We start from the raw sequence: 16,664 nt of genomic DNA on the forward strand, positions 1-16,664 counted from the left end.
GAAATGGTTGGGATTTTTTGTTCCTAATTTTTTGGCCAATAAAAAAGAAGCTGTCTCAAATTTATTGAGGCAGCTTTTTTATTAAATATGGCTATGCGATAGATTTGTGAGTTGTTTGTTGATTATTTCACAGAACTGTTCATTTGGGAAGAAAAAGAACAAAAAGTAGCTTTTTAAGCTGCTTTTTTCCTTAGATTTTGCGCTATAGCCAATAAACCCCATTCTATGGACACTTTTTCCTTACCGCGGAGCATAAATCTTCGGAACCCGTGGTTCTGTTTTATGTTTCCAAAGACTGGTTCGACATCGTGACATCGCTGTTTTCTTTTGGCTATACCGACATCGCTGTTAAGCAATCCGTATGCTCTGTCTTTATAAGCCTCAAGCTGTTCATTTATCTGGATGATTCTATTGCCCTGTGATTTGTGGCAAGCACCGTTCAATGGGCAGTTTGTGCAGTTTTTTGCCTGATATCTTTTTATTTTTTGCTCGAAACCTGTGGAGGTCTTTTGTGTAAATAGACCTATGCAGTTCATTTCCTGTCCCATTGGACAGATATAGCAATCTTTTGCAGGGTTATAATGTAGTTTATCAACGGAGAATGGCTTCTTGCCCGAATAACTCTTTTTCTGCTCCTTGTCAAACATACCATATTTCACATAGGCCCCAATGTTTTTCCCTTCTAGTAACGCATAGTTCTCCTGGCTGCCATAGCCAGCATCTGCGGTAATGGTTTTCAGTATTTCCCCAAAGCTCGCCTCATGTTGTGCCAGATGACCGGGTAGCGTTGTGGTATCTGTGGGGTTGGGATGTATGGTGTAATTGACGATGTATTGATTGGAAGTAGATATCTGAATGTTATAACCTGGTTTGAGCTGGCCATTTTTCATATGATCCTCTTTCATGCGCATAAAAGTAGCATCGGGATCTGTCTTGCTATAACTATTTCTATCTCCAAGCGTTACTTCCTGCTCTTCATATTGAACAATCTTGGCCGGGTAGTTTTTAGTCGCATAGCGCAACTTTGCCCTCATCTTCTTGCTTACCGAAGGTTTATCGGACAAGACCCGGTTCAGGTTATCGACAGTAGCCTGAACTTTTTCGCGGTCAATTGTTGTCAGATCGGGAGGTTCCGGAAGGTTGTCCTCTGCTTTGGCGATACTTTGGGCGTATTCCCAAATATCTTTTAAGGCAGCTTTCATCTTCTCCTTATTGGTCTGGATAGCTTTTTTCCAGACAAAGGTGTATTTGTTAGCATTGGCTTCAATCTTGGTGCCATCGGTGTAAACATCTTCTATACTCAGCAGACCTTCTTCGGACAGGAGTTTGACAACTTCTTCAAATACACAACGAAGTGCTTCTTTCAAACGAACGCCTCGAAATCTGTTGATGGTATTGTGGTCGGGATAGCTCATGCCGCTCAGCCACATGAAATTGATGTTCTCCCGGCACGCCGTTTCCAATTTGCGACTGCTGTAGACATTGCTTACGTAGCCAAACACCAAAACTTTCAACAACATCTGCGGATGATAACTGGAGCAGCCTTTTATCTTATAAGCGTCCAATAGGGACTGGATGTTGATCCGGTTGATTACATCGTTAACGATACGTACCGGATGACCTTTGGACACCAGTTCGTCCAAAGTTGGAGGAATGGCCATGATCTGGTCCTGATAGTAAGGCTTAAAAGTAGCTCTTTGAGATGGCATATATCCTTTTTGTTTACACTATAAATATATGAAAATCAAACCGTTAAAACAAATAATAAACCTTAGATAATGCAAAAAAAGAGACTGCCTTTTTGAGACAGCCTCTTCTGTTTTCCAGGACTTCTGTTATTTAGAATCCGGCATCAAAATAAATTCAAAAAGTCGATCTCTCTTCAAATATTTTCCGGCAACATCCTGCACCGACTTCGAAGTTACCTCCTTCAAATTGTCTATTCTACGTGTATATCGTGCAAGATCAAGATCATTCTGATAAGAACTTGATATATAATTCAGCCAATAACCATTTTCACGAAGATTTAACTCATTTTGTCGCTGCTGTTCTGCTAGGAACTTTTCGATATCTCCATTTTCAGGGCCTTTTTCCTGAATCTTTTTTACTTCATCCAAGGCCGAAGTGATTAAAGCATCAGCCTTATCTACTGCCGAACCAAAACCAATGGAAAAAGCATAACGTGCTTTTGGCAGCTTACTGAAACTCGCCCGAGCGCCCACGCCGTAAACTCCACCTTCTTTTTCACGGAGTCTTTCCAACAATTTGATCGTCAACACACTCTCCAAGGCTTCCATATTCACATTTTCAATTTCATTATAGGTATAGTCCCCATAGTAGGCCAATTGCGTACTTGCCTTCTCCTCTTTGCCTTTATGAACAACTACGCGCTCGCCCTTGCTCGGCTCCAGAATATTTAAATCCTTGTAGCTTTCTCCTCTTTTAAGGGCCGGCAATGAAGCCAGGTAGGTTTCTAAATAAGGCTTGATCTGATTCTCGTCAAATGACCCCACAATTGTAAACACAAAATCCGAAGCATCAGCAAATCGTTCTTTGTAAATTGCCAAAGCACGCTCCCGATCAATTTTATTGATCGTTTCTACCGTTGGGTTTTGCCGGCGGACATTGTTGCCATAAAGCACTTCTTTCACTTTATCCGAGAATACATTATTTGGATTGCTCAACCTATTTTCCAAAGATCCTTTTGCCCGGGTCATGGTACTCTGGAAAATATCCTGATCCAATCGAGGCTCGGTAAAATAACCATAAATCAATTCAAAAGCATTCTTCAAGCCTTCTTTATCTGTACTACCTGAAATACCTTCGTAACGTTCGGAGATATACGGAGAGATGGAAACATCTTTTCCTGAAAGATACTTCGTAAGCTCAACGTTGTTCATTTGTCCAACGCCGCTTGCATCAATTAAAGAAGACGCATTGGAGGCTGAGAAGTAGTCTGCATCACTATAGCCTGATGTTCCACCCGGACTATACGCCATAATCTGTATCTCATCATTTTTAAAGTCCGTAGGCTTTAGGATTACTTTCACACCATTGCTTAAGATCAATTCTTTCGCTTGAACGGCGTCAATACTTTTTGACGATAAAACAGTGCCTTTTACGGGCTCTTTTGAAAGCAAGGGAAGATTGGAAACTTTATCTTCATATGCTGTCACGGGACTCTCTTCCACGGCTTTTACCCAGCCCGTCACGGTAGACTCAGCGGGTAAATTGGCCTTATCCTTTTCTGGCCCCATAACTAAAACATCGCGGTTCAGATCGGTATAATATTTTTTCACCAAACCATTCACTTCCGACAGTTTCAAGGTTGGTAACAGCTGTTTTGTCAAACGATAAGCGTTTTCATTACTTAAAGCAGGTTCATCATCAATAAAATAATTGAGATAACGGTCTACATAGCTATCCGACTTCTTTTTATCACGCTCGATAAATGACATCTCGTTACCCTTTTTCATATCGGCGATGGCACGATCCAACTCCGTCTGTGTAAAACCGTATTTTTGAATGCGCTCAAATTCGGTTAACATCGCTTTAAATCCGGATTCCAACTCGCCTGGTTTAGGCACTACCAACAATGAAAAAGTATTAAGGTTAGCAACAAAATCGCTGATACTTCCACCTGCCTGCATAAAAGGAGGGTTCGGTTGTTGCATCAATTCAGAAAAACGCCCCGCGATCATCTGATTGAACACATTCTTCAACAGCTCGTTTCTGTAATCTCCTACCGTGGAAACCTTTTCTTTTTCGCTTTTGATCAAAATCTGTGCAACAGTGTAGGGCAGTTCCGGATCTGAAATAGCCAAGAACTGGTTCTTGTTTAACAGATCGACCCGATATTTTTTACGCTCCAACGCTTTTTTGGGCATTTTCATATCGGAAAACAATACTTTCACCCTTTCTTCCATCTCCTTGGGATCAATATCTCCAACGATGATCAGGGCCTGTAAATCCGGGCGATACCAGTCTTCATGGAATTTGCGTATTTCTGTGTAGGGAAATGTTTTCAGTATCTGTTCAGTTCCGATCGGCAAACGTTTGGAGTAAAGGGAACCATTGAGCAACATCGGAAAGTATTGATCCTGTAAACGCTGCTGTACTCCTCTTCCACCTCGTTTTTCTTCGAGAATAACACCCCGTTCTTTATCAATTTCCTCGCCATCCAACAAAGCGTCCTGAGCCCAATCGCGCATTACCTGCAAACCATTTTTTAAAAGTTCAGGATCGTCAGAAGGAATGGGCAGCTGATAAACGGTCTGGTCAAAGCTGGTATAGGCATTGAGGTCCGATCCAAATCGAACCCCCGCTTTCTGCAGGTAGTTAACCAATTCATTCTTTGGAAAGTGCTTCAGGCCATTGAAGTTCATATGTTCTAAAAAATGGGCCAAACCAAGCTGTTTTTCATTTTCTAGAATAGAGCCGGCCTTCATACCCAAATACATGGTAACACGGCCTTTAGGCTCGCTATTTTTACGAATAAAGTATGTAAATCCATTTTTCAGTTTCCCTGTGATGACTTCATTGTCGAAGGGTAATTTTTGATTCAGGGCCAAACTATCTTGGGATAGAATCGCGCGCGCTTCCGCGGTTAACGTGGTTGGCATTTTTGCTTCTGCTATATAGAACGTAGCCGGTAATAGAAAAGCTAATGCGAGTGGTTTAATGAATTTCATACAAAAAAATGTCTTTTTTCAGTTATTTTTGCTAATTGTTTTATATTAGGGTAAACGGAACAGGAGATCAATTGTCCCGATAAATCGTAAAATACAGATTAATACTTTTTTCATTATCCAAGGAGGAATCGGGACCCGCTATAAGGGAACGTCTCTTTGTATTACTTATAATCTGTAAAAATTCCACTTAAAAATACAGAATAACTTTCGAAAAGAACAACAGTTAATTGTAATTTTGTTGCAAATGGATTTTGAAAACTGGACTGATATAAAAAAGGAATTCGAACAATTCTTAAAGTTCGAAAGAGGTTTAAGCGTTAATTCAATTGATGCTTACTTAAATGACGTATCCAAATTTCAGATCTACTGCGAAGACAATCATTTGGTTTTAAATACTGTAACGAGAAAAAATATACAGGAGTTTTTGGCTTGGTTGCAGGAGTTTAATATTTCACCCTTCACACAATCCAGGCTGATCTCTGGCCTGAAGACTTTCTTTAGCTTTTTGATGATCGAGCATGAATTCGTCCACAATCCGACAGATCTTCTTCAGGCGCCACGCTTGGCACGCAAGCTGCCCAGCGTTTTGAGCATACATGAGATCGATCAATTGATCGCGGCAATCGATCTTTCTTCACCCGAGGGCGAGCGCAATAAAACGATCATCGAAATCTTATACGGATGCGGTCTCCGTGTTTCCGAACTTGTCACACTCAAGATATCAAACCTTTTTTTAGATGTTGAATTTATCAAAGTTGAAGGCAAGGGAAGCAAAGAACGCCTCATTCCAATTGGTCAACACGCCATTAAACACCTTCGCATCTATTTAGAAACAATCAGACCTCATATCAAGATTAAGGCCGGAAATGAAGATATTGTATTCCTCAACAGAAGAGGCGCCGCATTATCCCGGGTCATGATCTTCTTGATCATCAAAGAACTTGCCTTAAAAATTGGTTTACAAAGAACCATCAGCCCACATACCTTTAGACATAGCTTTGCGTCACATCTGGTGGAAGGTGGTGCCGACTTAAGAGCTGTACAGGATATGCTCGGTCATGAAAGTATTACTACGACCGAAATATACACACACATCGATAGGGACTACCTTCATTCCATTATTACGCAATATCATCCACGGTCGTGATAAATGTCCGATCACCTTTGCCAGCTCGACCATCCAAATGAACTGTACTGCTTTATTCAGGGGCAATCGTGCTAGCCACCTCTCATTCCACATGGCCCGCCCGATGCTAAGCATATATGGAAACTATTAGCATTGACGTAAAAAAAATAGAGAATTGACGAAAGCTAAACGCTAAAATACTGACGATAAGATGCCTTAAAAATTGATTGCTAAAAGATATAATTTTATCACAAAGATTGTTTGTAAGATCTAGAAAATAGTATATCTTTGCGAGACGTTCCCGTAGTTCAATGGATAGAATTTCAGATTCCGGTTCTGACGATGTGGGTTCGACCCCCGCCGGGAACACATCCTATTTAACAACAAAGACTATCCTAGGATAGTCTTTGTTGTTTAGAAGCTCTTTTGCAATAACTTGTGTTGCGAAGCCGTAAAAATATTCCTGAAGATGATATTGATTTCATGGTCAATGGCGGCCCCCGAAATTCCGGTGTGTGGATAGAGTCTTATCGTATTTGTCAAGATAGATTCTACAAAATCCCTACTTTGTTTGCCTATCTGTTCATAAATCGCTGCATTATCATTTCCATCGTGAAGATTTACCCAAGAAAGAGCGGCCAAATTCATTATTTCCTCCCTCCGATTCGCATAATCTTGCTGAAATTCATCGAGTACCCTAAACGCTTCTTTACTTTCAGTTTTCTCCCATTTGGATTGATTGCTTTTTAACACAAATAGTTTTTCGATTAAATCCAAAAAGCGCTTATACATTCCCGTAAAGTTGGCCAGTAAAGTCAATTCCGCAAAAGGCATAAAGGGATATTGATACAACAGCTCGCGACGTGTACTTTTTGCCGCATCAATCTCAAAAGACTGCCTGCTATCAACGAGAACGTCTTCCAGCGAAAAAGAATGCGAAGCTGTAGCTTCCAATCCAAATGTATCCCAGTCATAGTGAATCAGTACATGATCCCGATCGACAAAAAATGATTTTATCAGCGGTTCACCTTTTTCGTCCAAAACGGGTTTTCCCGCCTCCTGAATTGCGGCATTTAATGTGAAGTGCGTCAAATGTGGCGCTCCGGTAGCATATCTCCAGAAACCACGGAGTCGATAGTGGTCCCCTTCACGCGTAGCAGTACCAGATGCCTGTCCACTCCCCCCGAAACAAACCCGATCCGTTTCGAAAATTTGATTTCCTATAAGGGGATCAATAAAACCGACAAAGAGATTTGCTCCTGAACATAAAGTTACTGTCCAGGCTAATCCCCCATCCCAATAAGCCAGATCAGCCAATAAGCTGAGTCCTTCAGGTACACTTAACCCCAATCCACCTAATGCACGGGGAACCCAAATCTTAAACCACTTCCGACGGTAAATCAGATCCAGTTGTCCATCTGACAACGTTTTCTGCTGAATTCCTTTTGCCTGATTATCTTTCAGTATAGCGATATCTTCGCTATTGAATTGCATATCTTTCTTCACGTATTATTCTCCTCCAATTAAAATACCCACTAAATGCCATAACAAATAAAAATAACGTCAAGCCCGAATAAAGAAACAGCCCTTTATGGATCAGCAAAGGAATTGCCATCAGATTACTGATATTCAACAATATCCAATTTTCTATCTTCCGCTTTGCCAATAACCACATCCCTGCCCAAGCTGTACAGGAAACGGCAGAATCCCAAAGCGGTACATCAGAATCCGTTAAGTGTACCAATCCGAAATAAAACAACAGAAAACCGACAGCACATATGCCACCTACTATCCACCATTCTTTCGGCTCACAGTGTGTTATGGGCGTAGCTACATCACGACTATATTTCCAATAGATCCAGCCATAGATGCTCATGATCAAATAATAGAGATGTAGCAATATTTCGGCATATAGTTTCGCATGGAATAATACGTAAACAGAAATTAAGATACCAATAATCCCAAAAATGTAATTGATCGATTTATTTTGCCGGGAAAACCAAACTTGTAAAACACCAAAAGATACCCCCAACCATTCCGCAATGGTGGCCTGTTGAATCTGTTTTACAAAAGCTTCGAAAATTGTTTCAGAAGTCATCGCCTTGTTTATTATTTCGTGTCATTCATAATAAACCTATGGGAGAGAAACGGCTATTTTTTATTGAAATTAAATCCCTACGCCAGCATTACCTGGATCAGGTATATAAAAGCGATTGTACAAGGAGGTACAATCGCCTTTATTGGGTATAATCTCAGCCGAGAATGACCACGGTCATTCCAAGCACCCCATAAGTATATTTTCTGTCGAATTGATTATTCTATATCAATCAATTTCAACGCTTTGTGCGTACGCGTACGCGTTTCTTTACAAAGTTGCGCATCATCGTTCAATGATTTCCCGTGTGAAGGGATCATTTCACGTAGTTTTTTACGGTATTCATCTGATTTGGCACGTTCAGGGAAACATCTCTTCAACAAGCTGATCATAATAGCTACTGACGTCGAAGCTCCAGGAGAAGCTCCTAATAGCGCAGCAATAGAACCATCGGCACTAGAAACGACCTCTGTACCAAATTCTAAAATTCCACCTTTCTTTTCATCTTTCTTGATGACCTGAACACGTTGTCCTGCTTTCTCGATAACCCAATCCTCCAATTTAGCTGTAGGCATAAATTGTTTTAAAGACTCCAGTTTATCTTTTGGTGACTTCATGACTTCAGTAATAAGATACTTCGTCAACGGTAAGTTGTCAAGTCCGGCTGATAACATCGGACGGATATTGGACAATTTGATAGAAGCCGGTAAATCGAAGTAAGACCCCTGTTTTAAGAATTTAGTTGAGAAACCTGCATATGGTCCAAACAATAACGCTTGCTTGCCATCAATATAACGTGTATCTAAGTGCGGTACAGACATTGGAGGCGCACCGACAGAAGCTTTACCATACACCTTCGCATGGTGTGTATTAATGATCTCTTCATTCACACAACGCAGCCATTGGCCTCCCACCGGGAATCCGCCATAGCCTTTCGCTTCGGGTATTCCAGATTTTTCCAACAATAACAACGAGTGCCCACCGGCTCCAATAAATACAAATTTTGCCTTGATTTCTCGCTTTGTTCCTGTCTTTAAATCTTTGACTTCCACTTCCCAGCGACCGTCATCTTCACGTTCGATGTCAATTACTTCGTGGTTTAAGGAAATCGAAATATTTTCTTTATTTTCAAGATTAGCGATCAAATCACGTGTCAACGACCCAAAATTTACATCAGTGCCCAGATCCATTTTTGTCGCCGCGATTTTTTCGTCTGCCGCACGTCCTTCCATCATCAATGGAATCCACGATTTCAACAATGCTGTATCTTCGGTATATTCCATCCCTTTGAACAAGTTTTGGGTCGTTAGTGTTTCCCATCTTGTCTTTAGAAATTTAGCGTCTTTTTCACCAAAAACCGCACTCATGTGTGGAATACTACGGATAAAATTTTCAGGTTGGGCAATAATGCCTTTATCAACGAGGTAGGACCAAAATTGCTTAGAGACTTCAAATTGCTCGGCAATTTTCACTGCTTTATCAATCTTGACAGAACCATCTTTCTGTTCGGGGGTATAATTTAACTCGCATAAAGCAGAGTGACCCGTGCCAGCATTATTCCATGCGTCAGAACTTTCAGCAGCCACAACATCCAAACGCTCAAGAATTTCAATATTAACGTCTGGGCTTAATTCATTGATTAGAGTACCCAAAGTAGCACTCATAATACCGGCGCCGATCAGAACAACGTCAACTTCTTTATTTGATTTTTTGCTCATGTTTTTGTGATTGATGCAAATTTAATATAGTTTTTGGTAAACGTCCAAGTCTTTTGTCAAAAAACTGTACTTTTTAGAACCACTTATTCAAAAATACCATTGATTTATTAAAATAATCCTAAGTGAGCAATCGCTTACCGTAAAATTCTAAAAATGTTACCTTAAAACACTCCCCCACTCCAAGATAAACACCGGGTCAGCACACAATGTTTTTCTATTTTAAACCGTTATTTATCGAAAGATTTTGTGTTATAATATAGTTTTAACATTTTTGCAGAACGTCGATAGGCAATAGTGTACACGATGGCTAAAAAATAAGATCATTTATTCGCTCATACTATAGCATCGAGAAAAACACAAACACTGTGGCATAACCAAGATAAACCTAATGGAAGCGAGTTCATGTATCGTGTTGAATTCCAAGATCAGACGGGCTGTGAGCGAAAGAAAGCACGAGGAAAATGGTCATAAATGCCATAGTGTAATTAATTGAAGAACAAATAACTTATACAGATGAAAATACTTGAAGGAAAAATTGCTTTAGTAACAGGAGCATCAAAAGGAATCGGAAGGAAAATTGCAGAAGTGTTTGCACAACATGGTGCTAACGTCGCTTTTACGTATCTTTCTTCTGTCGAAAAAGGACAGGCGTTGGAGCAGGAGCTTCAGGCTTTTGGCACCAAAGTGATTGGTTATCGCTCTGACGCTTCAAAATTTGAAGAAGCAGAACAATTGATCAATGCGATCGTCGCTGATTTTGGCGGATTAGATATTGTTGTCAATAATGCTGGTATCACAAAAGACGGCCTGTTAATGCGTATGACCGAAGAGAATTGGGATGATGTATTAAATGTCAACTTAAAATCTGTCTTTAACGTTACAAAAGCTGCTTCAAAAATTATGATGAAAAACCGTAAAGGTTCATTTATCAATATGTCATCCGTTGTTGGCGTTCAAGGAAATGCTGGTCAGGCAAATTATGCTGCATCAAAAGCTGGTATCATTGGGTTCACAAAATCGGTCGCTAAAGAATTAGGTTCTCGTAATATCCGTGCAAACGTAGTTGCTCCAGGCTTTATACGTACCGAAATGACAGATGTACTGGATCCTAAAGTTGTGGCAGGATGGGAAGCTGGAATTCCATTGAAACGTGCTGGCCAACCAGAAGATGTTGCCAATGCATGTCTTTATTTAGCATCTGACTTATCGGCATACGTAACCGGACAGGTTCTTCCTGTTGATGGTGGTATGTTATAAAAAATAACAGGCTTAGGTCAAGTTTTCTTACCTTGACCTAAGCCTGTTCTCTAGTTATGTTTTACGACGATCCCGATCTATCTACCCCTCTAACCTGGATATACCGGACAAAGACACTATACTTCTCCTTCTATTTACAGAATTTTCAATCTCCACATACCTGTATTGTTAATAATACCAAACATCTTCAATAGGCTTCTGATAAGAAGGAATCTATAGATCGCCTCCAATATTTACAAATTTTCGTTAATTTTGTCGATCAAATTTAAATGCTATGGCGAACTGGAAGGATTTTTTTGAAATTAAAACCGAGGATGATTTTAATCAGCATTGTTTAGATACCTACCAATTCCAGAGCCAGCATTGTAAGGTTTATCGTGACTATATCAGCCTCCTCGGCAGAGAAAAAGACCTTATTCAGCACTATACGGATATTCCTTTTATGCCTATTGAATTTTTTAAGACGCAACAGGTTATTGCTGAAGGAATGGAGGCTGAAATCGTATTCTCGAGTTCGGGTACAACGGGTATGGTCACCTCAAAACATTTAGTCGCTGACCTCCGTATTTACGAACGCACTTTCCGTCGTATTTTTGAAGACTTCTATGGTCCACTAAGCCATATTGCCGTACTGGCCCTTCTACCCTCATACCTTGAAAGAAGCGGTTCATCTTTAATCTACATGATTGATGATCTCATGAAGCAAAGTGAGCAGCCTGAAAGCAATTATTTTCTCTATAACCACCAAGAGCTTTACGATACACTTGTGGCGCTCAAAAATAAAGGCACAAAAACAATCCTTTTCGGCGTAACGTACGCCCTACTCGACTTCATTGAACAATACGCCTTTGAATTTCCTGAACTGATTATTATGGAAACTGGCGGAATGAAAGGTAAACGCAAGGAAATGGTCAAACAGGAAATCCATAAACTCCTGGAAGAAGCCTTTTCCGTCCATGGAATCCATTCGGAATATGGCATGACAGAATTACTCTCACAAGGTTATTCTTCAGGTCAGGGAATTTTCCATCTTCCCAAATGGATGAAAATCTTGATTCGCGACACCAATGATCCATTGAGCCTAATTCCCATGAATAAAACTGGTGGTATCAACGTTATCGACCTTGCGAATCGTTACTCGTGTTCATTTATAGCCACGCAGGATTTGGGTAAAGTATATCCAGATGGATCTTTTGAAATATTAGGACGTTTTGACCAAAGTGATATCAGGGGATGTAATTTGTTGGTTCAATAATGATCCAACATGATTCAGCACGGGTTTTGTGATGATCCTTTATATTCCCAAATAAATGAAAGCGTAGGTGGTGAAACACATAGGGCAATTAAATTAAAACACCTGTTCATGATGTGTGAACAGGTGTTTTTTCATTCGAAATATGATCTTTATTTCAGACTCGGATCTTCAAAGGTGTTGCCCGATCGCATATCCCCCGAATCATATCCCTTTTTAAACCATTCCATACGTTGAGCGGACGTACCATGCGTAAATGATTCAGGAACAGCATAGCCCTGTGCCTCTGTCTGTAATTTATCATCTCCCACTGCTTCGGCAGCTTTCATACCGTCCATAATATCATTATAATCGATTTTTATATCGGTATATTCATTGAGATAATGCGCCCATACTCCAGCATAAAAATCAGCTTGCAGTTCGGTCATCACAGAGATCCGGTTATTTTCGCGTTCACTCATTTGCCCACGGGCCTGATTGGTCTTTGGTAATAAACCCACCAACTGTTGGATATGGTGTCCAACCTCATGGGCAATTACATACGCCATGGCGAACTCTCCCTTCGCCCCGAATTTATCCGACAGTTCTTTACTAAAGCTCAGATCCAGGTAAATCTTTTGATCGCCAGGACAATAAAAAGGTCCGTAAGAGGCCTGTCCCATGCCACAACCATCCGTTTGTGTACCACCATCATAAAAAACAAGGGTAGTAGGCGTATAACTCTTCTGCATCTGCTCTTTAAACAGCTTTGCCCAAACATCCTCTGTACTTTGGAGTACAGTCAAGGAGAATTCGGTTAGCCTTTTTTCTTCAGGATTTAACTCACGTGGCTGCCCGGACTGTTCGGTTTGCGCCCCCATATTTTGAGCCTGCTGTAAGAGTTGACTCGGATCTCCACCCATCAAAAATCCAATGACCAAAACAATAATTCCACCAATTCCTCCTAAAGCAATTTTTCCTCCCCCCGACATTCCTCTGCGGTCTTCAAAATTACCACTTTGTTTACCTCCTTGCCATTTCATAGTATTTCTATATTACAGTTAATAATCTTTTCTAATGTTGGATAAACACAAATTCGGTACCAATGTTCTACATGAAGTAGATTTATTTGAAGAAAAAACTCATGCTACAATTTACATCATAGCTCGCTCATATCATAAATTTACCGGTAAGAAAAGATAGTCATTAGCAAAAACAATGCTTTAAAGGGACAAAAACAGGAGTTATTTCTCTAAGTCGTGATATTCGTCATTGTACATCAAAACAAATTTGGCTAAGTTTGGGCTTTCAAAAAAATTGACATGAAATTAGAAGAACAATTACAAGCGAGAGCTGGCGGAAAATGTGAGCTGACAGGCGAAGATGCCACTTTAATTGCTTATACATTACCACCGGAAATAACATCAAATTTGGACAATACTTTACTGATTTCAGAAACATTGGTCAATCAGCTCAACAAAACGGAGCAATTAAATCCGGACGATTGGAAATTCCTTCCAAATGCAATGTGGTCCGAGAACCCATCGGTACAAATTGTATGCTGGCGTATGTTAAACCGACTAAAAAATGAAGGTTGGGCGTCTGAAGCATTGGATATTCTATATTTAGACGATGAGACACTAGCTGAAGCTAAGAAAACTGGAGACCATGAAAATGACGGCTATGTTTCTTTTCATGAAGATAGCATCGGGCAACGACTATTGGAGGGCGACACTGTTGTTCTGACAAAAACGCTTGATGTGAAAGGTTCCTCTTTAAAAGCGACTTTAGGTACCGTGGTTAAGAATATTAGACTGGTAGCAGACAATATCGAGCAAATTGAGGGAAAGATTGAAGGCCAAACCATCGTGATACTGACCAAATATCTCCGTAAACAAAATTAAAATAGACTTTTCGTCTAAATAATTAAGGCTTAAACTGGGGAACTCCCGTTTAAGCCTTAATTATTTAAATAGATACTAGTTGCCACTATTGCGGATAATTCCGCACAAATTCGAAACGATAGTTTGGATGTTGTTTGAGACTATCGATCAAGTCCGATAATAGCCGCTGCCCTTTTTTCGTTTGGTACATATTGTCATGAGTCAATAGCACAACATTGTTCTTTGTATAAGACGTACCTTTGCGGAGTAAATTCTTCATTTGGGTATACAATTGATTCACCGATAGGTCCGGTTTCCCCGTAACACCATTAATCTTCCACTCACAATCCCAACCAATTACTTTATAACCATTCTGGTGTAGTAGCTCGGCCGTCGAAGCCCCGCTTTTCAAATCAACCTTTTTACGGTCTCCGATATACCAGATATTTCGTCCCGGCAGCCGCACTATCTTATGTGTTAGGCCCAGCGATTGCTCAGCAAGTTCAAAATCTTCAAAAGCCGTCTGCGCATTCGAATAGAACGTACTGTACTTATTGTGTGCATGCCAGTAACTGTGGTTGTAACAATCCACTAACGGATTATTTTTATAACGTTCTGTAAAGCCGTGTAACTTCTTACTCATTTTGTCATGATTACCAATCAGAAAAGCATTGATTTTAATGCCTTTTGCTGTCGCAATGGAATCAAGGTGCTGACTTCCATTTAAGGGTCCATCGTCAAAAGTGAGATAAATATAACGTGGAGAAACAGTATCAGTCAACAATACCGTTGTATCTTTAGCTCCTTTGTAGTCCACATCTTCTTCCATTTTTGTAATGGTGTCTTTCCGTAGCGAATCTACTTTACTTATTGAATCCTGCACGGCAAGTAAACTATCCTTTTTTGGTGGCATAGAGTCAACAGCCCCCACATTTTGCACCTTATTTGTCCCACTTTGATTGCAGGAGTAAAATCCCAAAATAGATATACTTAACCCTACCCATACAACACCCGAATTAACTACTTTTCTCATTACAAAAATTAACTTACCATCACAATTATTTCACAAATACTAAAAATCATCTAAAATAAGCTGATTTCAGTCCCGTGTTGCGCAAAATTAATATATTTTTCATTAATAAAGCTGTTATGTTATTTAATTTATTGTGCATGGCACTCAAAGCGTCATGATTTCGCATGCCTCCAGCGCTACGAAAGCAGACCAGCTGTTATTTCCGGCCAAAAAAAAGGAACCTATGTTGATATAGATTCCTTTTTTATTCTGTTATTCAGCTACTCAATTAATCCCGATGTCTTCCGCCATGACCGTTACCTCGCCCGTGTCCATGTCCCTGATCATTGCCACGCCCGTGACCACCTTCGTGACCTCGTCCATAACCGCGGTCGTTTCCTCTATCGTATCCCCGACGCTCACCCCATGAATGTTCGCGGCTTACCCGACGCTCGCTTGCAAATGAATATCCACCACCATGATGACTGTCTCGAATGGCGACCTGCCTTCCCCGATAACCGCCATAACGGCTTCTGTAGCGATCGTGATGATGCCAAGGTGTGCGATCGTTGATTACTACTTTATGCACCCGATAAAAATCGTAATGTCTATATCGTCTCGGTAAACTTGCTCTTCTTATCCAGCCGCCGTTATCATAATAAACGTAACATCTCGCGGGTACATCGTAATACATATTGTATTCTGGCATATAATAATAACGCGCGTAATCATAACCCGCTGGTCCCCAACTAGGCTGACTTCCAATATTGACACTGATACTCACTTGCGCCTGTGCAGCTCCCGCCGTAAAAAGGCCTGCAATGATCGCCGCCGCATAAAACAATTTTTTCATAAGTAGCTCCTCCCTTAGTTTGTAATTTCTTCTTTACAATACGACAACAAACAGTATGCAAAAGATTAATGTTAAAATGTTAATTTTTGTTAACGCAACAATAAAAACCTCATTTTGAACAGGTTGAAAATAGTGTAATTCACAAAATACCCCAAACCTTTTTGAAGGATCCGTTGTTCAGATTGATAGGACTTTAATGAATAATTACCATGAGTATATATAACGTAGGCATATTTGTCGGCAGCTTGAGAAAGGAATCTTTCAATAAAAAGATCGCACAGTTTATCCTCGACCAGGAGGAATCGAAATTTAGCTATCGCATGATTGATATCGGCGATCTCCCCTTATATAATCAGGATTTTGACGATGCTGGTAACCCACCGGCTAGCTATACCCGTTTCCGTCAAGAGGTCGCGTCCTTGGATGCTGTGCTTTTTGTTACCGCAGAGTATAACCGTTCGATTCCGGCGGTATTAAAGAATGCGATTGACGTGGGTTCGAGACCCTATGGAAAAAATAAATGGGATGGTAAACCTGGCGCAATAATTTCCTCATCAACGGGAGTTTATGGGGGCTTTGGGGCCAACCATCATTTGCGTCAATCACTTGTCTTCGTCAATATCCCAACGATGCAGCAACCTGAAGCTTATCTGGGCGATATCGGCAGCTGTATCGGTCCAAGTGGAACAGTGGAATTAGCAAAAACCAAAGATTTTCTCCGCAGCTTTAAAACAGCATTTGAGCAATGGGCTGAGCGAATCATTCATACAAAAAGGCAGAATTAAGTTCTGCCCTTTT

The 16,664-nt window shown here is 40.5% G+C and carries 13 protein-coding genes, 1 tRNA gene and 1 riboswitch; of the genes, 6 read left to right on the plus strand and 8 right to left on the minus strand.

The window, feature by feature from the left end; all coding sequences use genetic code 11:
• Positions 1-173: 173 nt before the first annotated feature.
• Both AACH28_RS07020 and AACH28_RS07025 read right to left on the minus strand, forming a co-directional pair.
• The gene (locus tag AACH28_RS07020) at positions 174-1,709 is read right to left on the minus strand and encodes an IS1182 family transposase (RefSeq protein WP_341831387.1); all 1,536 of its coding nucleotides are present in this window, start codon (positions 1,707-1,709) and stop codon (positions 174-176) included.
• A gap of 126 nt (positions 1,710-1,835) precedes the next feature.
• Positions 1,836-4,691, minus strand: a complete 2,856-nt coding sequence (locus AACH28_RS07025; RefSeq protein WP_341832588.1) for an insulinase family protein — start codon at positions 4,689-4,691, stop codon at positions 1,836-1,838.
• A gap of 244 nt (positions 4,692-4,935) precedes the next feature.
• On the opposite strand from AACH28_RS07025, the gene xerD reads away from it, so the two are divergent.
• Both xerD and AACH28_RS07035 read left to right on the plus strand, forming a co-directional pair.
• A complete protein-coding gene (gene xerD / locus AACH28_RS07030) occupies positions 4,936-5,838 on the plus strand; it encodes a site-specific tyrosine recombinase XerD (protein WP_112374449.1) in 903 nt (300 codons plus the stop codon).
• A gap of 276 nt (positions 5,839-6,114) precedes the next feature.
• Positions 6,115-6,186: transfer RNA gene (locus tag AACH28_RS07035), tRNA-Arg, on the plus strand.
• Positions 6,187-6,231: 45 nt separating this feature from the next.
• Here the strand turns inward: AACH28_RS07035 and AACH28_RS07040 are convergent.
• The 3 genes from AACH28_RS07040 to AACH28_RS07050 form a co-directional block, all read right to left on the minus strand.
• Positions 6,232-7,311: an acyl-CoA dehydrogenase gene (locus AACH28_RS07040; RefSeq protein WP_341832589.1), complete on the minus strand. Its 1,080-nt coding sequence runs from the start codon at positions 7,309-7,311 to the stop codon at positions 6,232-6,234.
• Positions 7,298-7,915, minus strand: coding sequence for a nicotinamide riboside transporter PnuC (pnuC, locus tag AACH28_RS07045; RefSeq protein ID WP_070569668.1), 618 nt, complete (start codon positions 7,913-7,915; stop codon positions 7,298-7,300). Before pnuC ends, AACH28_RS07040 begins: the two co-directional genes overlap by 14 nt.
• A 56-nt stretch (positions 7,916-7,971) precedes the next feature.
• A riboswitch (TPP riboswitch) is annotated at positions 7,972-8,116 on the minus strand.
• Positions 8,117-8,130: 14 nt separating this feature from the next.
• Positions 8,131-9,630 (minus strand): malate:quinone oxidoreductase, encoded by a 1,500-nt coding sequence (locus AACH28_RS07050; protein WP_070569666.1) that lies wholly within the window; start codon positions 9,628-9,630, stop codon positions 8,131-8,133.
• Between the two features lie 513 nt (positions 9,631-10,143).
• Between AACH28_RS07050 and fabG the strand changes: the two genes are divergently transcribed.
• Together fabG and AACH28_RS07060 are read left to right on the plus strand one after the other, a co-directional pair.
• The gene (gene fabG, locus AACH28_RS07055; RefSeq protein WP_046675808.1) at positions 10,144-10,887 is read left to right on the plus strand and encodes a 3-oxoacyl-[acyl-carrier-protein] reductase; all 744 of its coding nucleotides are present in this window, start codon (positions 10,144-10,146) and stop codon (positions 10,885-10,887) included.
• A 274-nt stretch (positions 10,888-11,161) separates the two neighbouring features.
• Positions 11,162-12,142 (plus strand): acyl transferase, encoded by a 981-nt coding sequence (locus tag AACH28_RS07060; RefSeq protein WP_201639401.1) that lies wholly within the window; start codon positions 11,162-11,164, stop codon positions 12,140-12,142.
• Between the two features lie 149 nt (positions 12,143-12,291).
• Here the strand turns inward: AACH28_RS07060 and AACH28_RS07065 are convergent, their stop codons facing one another.
• Positions 12,292-13,161 (minus strand): neutral zinc metallopeptidase, encoded by an 870-nt coding sequence (locus AACH28_RS07065; RefSeq protein WP_070569662.1) that lies wholly within the window; start codon positions 13,159-13,161, stop codon positions 12,292-12,294.
• A gap of 279 nt (positions 13,162-13,440) precedes the next feature.
• Here AACH28_RS07065 and AACH28_RS07070 point away from each other — a divergent pair, with 279 nt between their 5' ends.
• Entirely contained in the window at positions 13,441-14,022 is a 582-nt protein-coding gene (locus tag AACH28_RS07070; RefSeq protein WP_046675805.1) for an alkylphosphonate utilization protein, read from the plus strand.
• Between the two features lie 85 nt (positions 14,023-14,107).
• Here AACH28_RS07070 and AACH28_RS07075 read toward each other — a convergent pair whose 3' ends face one another.
• Entirely contained in the window at positions 14,108-15,034 is a 927-nt protein-coding gene (locus tag AACH28_RS07075; protein ID WP_070569659.1) for a polysaccharide deacetylase family protein, read from the minus strand.
• A gap of 268 nt (positions 15,035-15,302) precedes the next feature.
• Entirely contained in the window at positions 15,303-15,866 is a 564-nt protein-coding gene (locus AACH28_RS07080; protein WP_201639402.1) for a hypothetical protein, read from the minus strand.
• Between the two features lie 209 nt (positions 15,867-16,075).
• On the opposite strand from AACH28_RS07080, the gene AACH28_RS07085 reads away from it, so the two are divergent.
• On the plus strand, positions 16,076-16,651 hold the full coding sequence (locus tag AACH28_RS07085; protein WP_070569655.1) for an NADPH-dependent FMN reductase: 576 nt from the start codon (positions 16,076-16,078) through the stop codon (positions 16,649-16,651).
• Positions 16,652-16,664: the final 13 nt, after the last annotated feature.

The organism is Sphingobacterium thalpophilum, assembly GCF_038396785.1.
GTDB lineage: Bacteria > Bacteroidota > Bacteroidia > Sphingobacteriales > Sphingobacteriaceae > Sphingobacterium > Sphingobacterium thalpophilum_A.

Bases quoted from the DNA above. Each gene is read 5' to 3' on its own strand.
- AACH28_RS07050 (WP_070569666.1), bottom strand. From the start codon at position 9,630: ATGAGCAAAAAATCAAATAAAGAAGTTGACGTTGTTCTGATCGGCGCC.
- AACH28_RS07020 (WP_341831387.1), bottom strand. From the start codon at position 1,709: ATGCCATCTCAAAGAGCTACTTTTAAGCCTTACTATCAGGACCAGATC.
- AACH28_RS07085 (WP_070569655.1), top strand. From the start codon at position 16,076: ATGAGTATATATAACGTAGGCATATTTGTCGGCAGCTTGAGAAAGGAA.
- AACH28_RS07060 (WP_201639401.1), top strand. From the start codon at position 11,162: ATGGCGAACTGGAAGGATTTTTTTGAAATTAAAACCGAGGATGATTTT.
- AACH28_RS07080 (WP_201639402.1), bottom strand. From the start codon at position 15,866: ATGAAAAAATTGTTTTATGCGGCGGCGATCATTGCAGGCCTTTTTACG.
- AACH28_RS07040 (WP_341832589.1), bottom strand. From the start codon at position 7,311: ATGCAATTCAATAGCGAAGATATCGCTATACTGAAAGATAATCAGGCA.
- AACH28_RS07075 (WP_070569659.1), bottom strand. From the start codon at position 15,034: ATGAGAAAAGTAGTTAATTCGGGTGTTGTATGGGTAGGGTTAAGTATA.
- xerD (WP_112374449.1), top strand. From the start codon at position 4,936: ATGGATTTTGAAAACTGGACTGATATAAAAAAGGAATTCGAACAATTC.
- AACH28_RS07070 (WP_046675805.1), top strand. From the start codon at position 13,441: ATGAAATTAGAAGAACAATTACAAGCGAGAGCTGGCGGAAAATGTGAG.
- fabG (WP_046675808.1), top strand. From the start codon at position 10,144: ATGAAAATACTTGAAGGAAAAATTGCTTTAGTAACAGGAGCATCAAAA.
- AACH28_RS07065 (WP_070569662.1), bottom strand. From the start codon at position 13,161: ATGAAATGGCAAGGAGGTAAACAAAGTGGTAATTTTGAAGACCGCAGA.
- pnuC (WP_070569668.1), bottom strand. From the start codon at position 7,915: ATGACTTCTGAAACAATTTTCGAAGCTTTTGTAAAACAGATTCAACAG.
- AACH28_RS07025 (WP_341832588.1), bottom strand. From the start codon at position 4,691: ATGAAATTCATTAAACCACTCGCATTAGCTTTTCTATTACCGGCTACG.